4 protein-coding genes are annotated in these 6,772 nt (G+C 64.4%); 1 reads left to right on the forward strand and 3 read right to left on the reverse strand.

Features of this window, described 5'->3' with window-relative positions; genetic code table 11:
- Window positions 1–5 precede the first annotated feature (5 nt).
- Both coaD and gyrA read right to left on the reverse strand, forming a co-directional pair.
- Entirely contained in the window at window positions 6–524 is a 519-nt protein-coding gene (gene coaD / locus EPD66_RS03640) for a pantetheine-phosphate adenylyltransferase (RefSeq protein WP_142847113.1), read from the reverse strand.
- Entirely contained in the window at window positions 517–3,246 is a 2,730-nt protein-coding gene (gene gyrA, locus EPD66_RS03645) for a DNA gyrase subunit A (protein WP_370511855.1), read from the reverse strand. The genes coaD and gyrA overlap by 8 nt, the downstream gene beginning before the upstream one ends.
- A 389-nt stretch (window positions 3,247–3,635) precedes the next feature.
- Between gyrA and EPD66_RS03650 the strand changes: the two genes are divergently transcribed.
- Window positions 3,636–6,155 carry a bifunctional diguanylate cyclase/phosphodiesterase gene (locus tag EPD66_RS03650; protein WP_185961233.1) on the forward strand — a complete coding sequence of 840 codons (2,520 nt, stop codon included), beginning with the start codon at window positions 3,636–3,638 and terminating at the stop codon, window positions 6,153–6,155.
- 58 nt (window positions 6,156–6,213) lie between these two features.
- Here EPD66_RS03650 and EPD66_RS03655 read toward each other — a convergent pair.
- Window positions 6,214–6,772 (reverse strand): type I secretion C-terminal target domain-containing protein (locus EPD66_RS03655; protein ID WP_142847116.1); only part of this gene is annotated, 559 nt, incomplete at its 5' end.

Consider the following 6,772-nt stretch of genomic DNA (forward strand, 5'->3'; position numbering starts at 1 on the left):
GTGATTCAGGATTCGGCCGCTTTGCGCATGGCAAAGCGGTCGGCAAGCCGCTTGCGGATGCGCGGCGAAACGAAAGAGGTGATATCGCCGTTGAGCCGCCCGATCTCCTTGACGAAGCGCGAGGAGATGAACTGGCAGCGCTCCGAGGCCATGAGGAAGACGGTTTCGATTTCCGGCGACAGGCGGGCATTCATGCCGGCCATCTGGAATTCGTATTCGAAGTCCGAGACGGCCCGCAGGCCGCGCACGATGATATTGGCCCCCGCCGCCTTGGCGAAATGCACCAGCAGGCTGTCGAAAGGCCGGACCTCGATGCGCGCGGCATTGCTGAGCTGCAGCGCATCGATCTCGTCCTGGGCCATCGCCACCCGCTCTTCCAGCGTGAAGAGCGGGCCCTTGCCGGCATTGGCCGCCACGGCGACGATCAGGTGGTCGACCGCACGGGTGGCGCGGGTGATGATGTCCAGATGGCCGTTCGTGATGGGGTCGAAGGTCCCCGGATAGACGCCGATACGGTCAGGCATTGCCCTCTTCCTCTCCGCTATCGGACGCTCCCTCCGAGTCGTCCCGGTCCGCGGCCTCATCCTGACCGCCGTCTTCCAGGCCGTCCTCTTCGTCCTCGGCTCCCTCGCCGTTGCCGCCCAGGTCGCCCAGCCCGGCCACCGAGACGACGCTTTCGCCCTCGGCGGTGCGCAGCAGGGTCACGCCCTGGGTCTTGCGCCCAGCGATGCGGATATCGCTCACGCCCAGGCGGATCAGCTTGCCGCCATCGGTGACCATGACGATCTCGCCCGCCGCGTCCACGGGGAAGGAAGCGACGACGGCACCGTTGCGTTCGGTCATCTCGATATTGGCGATGCCCTGGCCGCCACGGCCGGTGACACGGTATTCATACGCGGAGCTGCGCTTGCCGAAGCCGTTCTGGGTGACGGTGAGGATGAATTCCTCGTTGGCCGACATCTCCTCGTATTTCTTCTGGTCCATGCCGGTGGGCGCCTCGAGGGTGCCTTCGGTTTCCTCGGACTCGCCGGTGGCACGGCGCAGGGCGCCGGCAATGCGCAGATACTGGTCGCGCTCCTCGGCCGAGAATTCCACGTGGCGCAGGATCGACATCGAGATGACCTCGTCGCCATCCAGACGGATGCCGCGCACGCCGGTCGAAGTGCGGCCGGCAAAGACACGGACGTCGCCGACATGGAAGCGGATGCACTTGCCGCCGCGCGTGGCCAGCAGCACGTCGTGTTCCTCGGTGCAGGGCTGCACGGCGATCAGGCGGTCGCCCTCGTCCAGCTTCATGGCAATCTTGCCGTTGGCCATCACATTGGCGAAGTCCGACAGCTTGTTGCGGCGGACATTGCCCGAGGCGGTGGCGAACATCACGTCCAGTTCGCCCCAGGTGGTTTCATCCTCGGGCAAGGGCATGATGGTGGAGATGGTCTCGCCTTCGCTCAAGGGCAACAGGTTGATCAGGGCCTTGCCGCGCGATTGCGGGTTGCCGAGCGGCAGGCGATACACCTTCATCTTGTAGGCGATGCCGTTGGACGAGAAGAACAGCACCGGCGTATGGGTGCTGGCGACGAAGACCTGGTTGACGAAATCCTCGTCGCGCATGGACATGCCCGAACGCCCCTTGCCGCCCCGGCGCTGCGCGCGATAGGCGGAGAGCGGAACGCGCTTGATGTAGCCGGTGTTGGTCACCGTCACCACCATGTCCTCGCGCTGGATCAGGTCTTCGATGTCGTGTTCGAACTCGGCCTCTTCCAGGGTGGTGCGGCGCGGCGTGGCGAACATATCGCGCATTTCCACCAATTCCGCGCGCAGCACCTCGTAAAGGCGGGCCCGCGAGGACAGGATATGCAGGTATTCCTCGATCTGCTTGCCGATGCCGGTCAGTTCCTCGGCGATCTTGCCGCGCTCGAGCCCGGTCAGGCGGTGCAGGCGCAGATCCAGGATGGCACGGGCCTGGGCTTCGGACAGGCGGTACTTGCCGTCCACCACGCCCCGGCCCGGCTCGTCGATCAGGCGGATCAGCGGCTCGACATCGCTGGCGTCCCAATCGCGCGCCATCAGCTGCTCGCGTGCCGTGACCGGGTCCGGAGCCTGACGGATCAGCTTGATCACCGGGTCCAGGTTGGCCACGGCGATGGCCAGGCCGACCAAGACATGGGCGCGGTCGCGCGCCTTCTCGAGTTCGAAGATGGTGCGCCGGGTGATGACCTCTTCGCGGAAATTCACGAAGGCCACGATGATGTCCCGCAGGGCCATCATTTCCGGCTTGCCGCCGTTCAGCGCCAGCATATTGACGCCGAAGCTGGTCTGCAGCGGCGTGAAGCGGTAGAGCTGGTTCAGCACCACGTCGGCCTGGGCGTCGCGCTTGACCTCGATCACCACGCGCACGCCGTCGCGGTCGGATTCGTCACGCAGGTCGGAAATGCCCTCGATGCGCTTGTCGCGGACCAGTTCCGCGATCTGCTCGATCATGCGGGCCTTGTTGACCTGGTAGGGAATCTCCGTGACCACGATGGCTTCGCGGTCCTTGCGGATTTCCTCGATATGGCAGCGCCCGCGGATCACGATCGAGCCGCGCCCGGTGGTATAGGCCGAACGCGCGCCGACGCGGCCGACGATGATGCCGCCCGTGGGGAAGTCCGGCGCCGGCACCAATTCCATCAATTCCTCGGCCGTGACCTCGGGATTGTCGATATAGGCGCAGCAGGCGTCGATGACCTCGCCCAGGTTATGGGGCGGAATGTTGGTCGCCATGCCCACGGCGATGCCGCCCGCCCCGTTGACCAGCAGGTTGGGGAAGCGGGCCGGCAGCACCACCGGTTCGTGGGTGGTGTCGTCGTAGTTGGACTGGAAGTTGACGGTATTCTTGTCGATGTCTTCCAGCAGGAAATGCGCGGCGCGGGCCAGTCGGGCCTCGGTGTAACGCATCGCCGCAGCCGGGTCGCCGTCCATCGAGCCGAAATTGCCCTGGCCATGGATCAGCGGCAGGCGCATGGAGAAGTCCTGCGCCATGCGCACCATGGCGTCATAGATCGCCGAGTCGCCATGCGGGTGATACTTACCCATGACGTCACCGACGATGCGGGCCGACTTGCGGAACGGCTTGTTCCAGTCGTAGCCGTTTTCCTTCATCGAGAAGAGGATGCGGCGGTGAACCGGTTTCAGGCCATCCCGGACATCGGGCAGGGCGCGCGACACGATCACGCTCATGGCATAATCGAGATAGGAGCGTTTCATCTCCTCTTCGATCGTGACGGGCGTGATGTCGAAATGCGGCGGTATCGTCGAAGGAGTCGTCAAAGGACCGGACCGTCTCAAAACATTGAAACAAAACACCAAGGGAGACGCCGCGACGGGCACCCCTTGGTGCTGCGGAAAGCTACCAGATATCGTGGTGGCGAACAACCCGCAGCCCAACCATGGCGTCGCATGGCCGGCATCGGCAGCATGGAGGCGTTCACGCCCAAATATTGAGCGCGCACCCCAAGGCGCAAGGGAGCCATGCCCAATTCGTGGGCAGCAGCCGCTCCTGCCGCGCGTCTTCCTCCGGCAGAGACCCTAGACCGGCGGTTTGGCCCGGCCCTTGCTTTCTTCTATTTCAAGTCCAAGGGGGAGGAGGACAAGAAGTGATCTACCCAGCCGAGGCCCGGGAAAAATCCCCGCCCGCCGCCATGACCTCTCCGGAAGGGATGCCATCGATGTGGAGCGACGCGCTGTATCGAAGCCTGGTGGACAGCCTGCAGGACGGCTTGGCGATCCTGCGCGGCGGCATCATCCTTTTCGCCAATCCGGCCCTGGGCCGCATGCTCGGCTGTCCGGCGGAGGAATTGGTGGGCCGCCCCATGCTGGACCTGGTGGCGCCGCAGGAACACGAGGAATTGCGCAGGCTCCACCGCGTCGGTCTCGATGGCGACGCCTCGCTCCGGACCTTCGAGATTCACCTGCTGCGCCAGAACGACCGCCAGCCCCTGCCCGTCCAGGCCCGCGTCTCACGCTTCATCGACATCGAGGGCGAGGTGACATCGGTTGCCTCGCTGCGGGACCTGTCGCAGCAGGAACAGGACCGCCGCGCGGCGGAAGAGGCCGAGCAGAAATTCCGCAGCATCTTCGAGAATGCGGTCGAGGGCATCTACCAGACCACGCCGGACGGCAGCTATATCAACGTCAATCCGGCCATGGCCCGCATCTATGGCTATGACGGCCCGGACGACCTGAAGAACAATCTCACCGACATCGCCCGCCAGCTTTACGTGGATGCCAGCCAGCGCAACCGTTTCCGCGACCTGTTAGCGGCCCATTCGGTGGTGACCAATTTCGAAGCCCAGGTGCGCCGCAAGGACGGCGCGGTGATCTGGATCACCGAGAATGCCCGCTGCGTCCGCGCCGAGGACGGAACGGTGCTCTATTACGAGGGCACGGTCGAGGACATCACCGAACGCAAGGCCGCCGACGAAAGCCTGCGGCTGGCGGCCAAGGTCTTCGACACGGTTTCCGAGGCCATCATCGTCGCCGCCAGCGGCTGCCGCGTCCAGACGGTCAACGCCGCCTTCGAGCAGCTGACCGGCCAGCGCCGCGACGAGATCGTGGGAAACCCCCTGGCGCTGCTGGACGAGGACCTGCACGGCAGGCTGATGGACGAGATCGAGGCCAAGGTCCTGGCCGGCGGCAACTGGCAGGGCGAGGTCTGGATGCGGCGGAACGGCGGCAGCTTTCCCGCCTGGCTGTCGGCCACGGGGGTGCGCAACGAAGACGGCGCCATCAGCACCTATGTGATCCTGTGCAGCGATATCAGCCAGCGCAAGGAAAGCGAGCGGCGCATCCGCTACCATGCCGAACGGGACACGGTGACCCAGCTGCTCAACCGACGCATGGTGATGGAACGCCTGCACGAATCGGTCGAGCGCGCCAGGCAGAACGGTTCGGCGGTGATCGCCCTCTTCATCGACCTGGACCGCTTCAAGTTCGTCAACGATTCCTTCGGTCACGCGGCGGGCGACCGGCTGCTGCAACTGGCGGCGCGGCGGCTGTCTTCCTGCGTGCGGCTGACGGATGTGGTGGGACGCATCGGCGGCGACGAATTCGTCATCCTGCTGCCCGATGTCGAGAAGCGCAGCGCCGGAATGGCAATGATCCACAAGATCCTCTATGCCTTCTCCGATCCCTTCACCATCGCCGGTCGCGAGATCTTCTCCACCCCCAGCATCGGCGTGGCGGTCTATCCCGACGATGCCGGCGGCGCCGAGGAATTGCTGAGCAATGCCGATGCCGCCATGTACCACGCCAAGAAGAGCGGCGGCCGGTCCTTCTGCTTCTTCCGCCAGGAGATGACCCATCAGGCCATCGAGCGCCTGACCCTGGAGAACGAATTGCGCGCGGCCCTGCAGCGCCAGGATTTCCGCTTGCACTACCAGCCCAAATTCGATCAGGAAACCGGCCGGATCATCGGCGCCGAAGCCTTGATGCGCTGGCACCATCCCGTGCTGGGGGATGTCAGCCCCGCGCGCTTCATTCCGATAGCGGAACAGATGGGACTGCTGCCGCAGCTAGGCGCCTGGACCCTGCGCGAAGCCTGTCGGCAGATGCGGGCATGGCGCGACCAGGGCCTGAATCTGCCTTCCATCAGCGTCAATCTGTCACCGGCCCAGTTCCACGACAGCGGCTTGCTGCAGACCATCCGCAACGCCCTGACGACGTCGGAACTGGAACCGGAAGCCCTGGACCTGGAAATCACCGAAACCACGGTAGCCCAGAATACCGACAAGGCGGTGGCGATCCTGCGCGAGATGCGGGCGATGGGCATGAACCTGTCGGTGGACGATTTCGGGACCGGCTATTCCTCGCTCAGCTATCTCAAGACCTTTCCCATCAACTGCCTGAAGATCGACCGCAGCTTCGTTCAGGACCTGCCCCACAACGAAAAGGACGGCGCGATCATTTCCTCCGTCATGGCCCTGGCGGCAAATCTCGGTTTCCAGGTGGTTGCCGAAGGCGTCGAGACGGAGCAACAGGCGGCCTTCCTGAAAAGCAAGGGATGCCGCTTCATCCAGGGCTATCTGTTCAGCCGCCCCCTGCCGCCGGAGAGCTTCTCCGTCCTGTTCCAGGAAGCGGCCAAGCGGATTTCGGAGGATTGCGTGGAACCGCAATAGGAAAAGGGGGGCACATGGCCCCCCTCCCCTTTCTGGATCGACTTACCCAAGCGGCAGATCAGGCGATGCCCATCCAGTGGTCGACATAGTCGGCGAGGTCGTTGGCATGGACGCCTTCGATGGTGGCCAGGGTGTCGCCGGCACGGCCGGTACCGGTGACGTCGACCTTGACCAGGGTGTTGTTGCCCTGCTGGACCAGCGAGACATAATCGCCGTCGGCCTTGGCGTTGAGGCTCTTCATCAGCGGCCGCAGGTCGAGCATGTCGGCGCCCACCTGGAAGTTCTTGATGACATCGCCCCGGTCGACGATCGAGGTGTAGACGAAGATGTCCGCCCCCGGGCCCGAATAAATAGTATCGGCCCCGGCACCGCCGGTGATGATGTTGTTGCCGCCGACGGCATGGATGACGTCCTTGCCGTTGCTGCCGTTGATGATGTTGTCCAGCTCGTTGCCGTGCACCGTGCCAGAGCGGCCCATGTTGAGGTTCTCGACATTGACCGGCAGGCGGTAGTCGGCCCAGGTCTCGACGGTGTCGATGCCTTCGCCGGGCTTCTCGATGATGACGTCGTCGGACTGGCTGATGACGTAGAAGTCATCGCCCTTGCCGCCGATGGCG

The sequence above is a fragment of the Telmatospirillum sp. J64-1 genome, assembly GCF_006980715.1.
Lineage (GTDB): Bacteria > Pseudomonadota > Alphaproteobacteria > Rhodospirillales > Magnetospirillaceae > Oleiliquidispirillum > Oleiliquidispirillum nitrogeniifigens.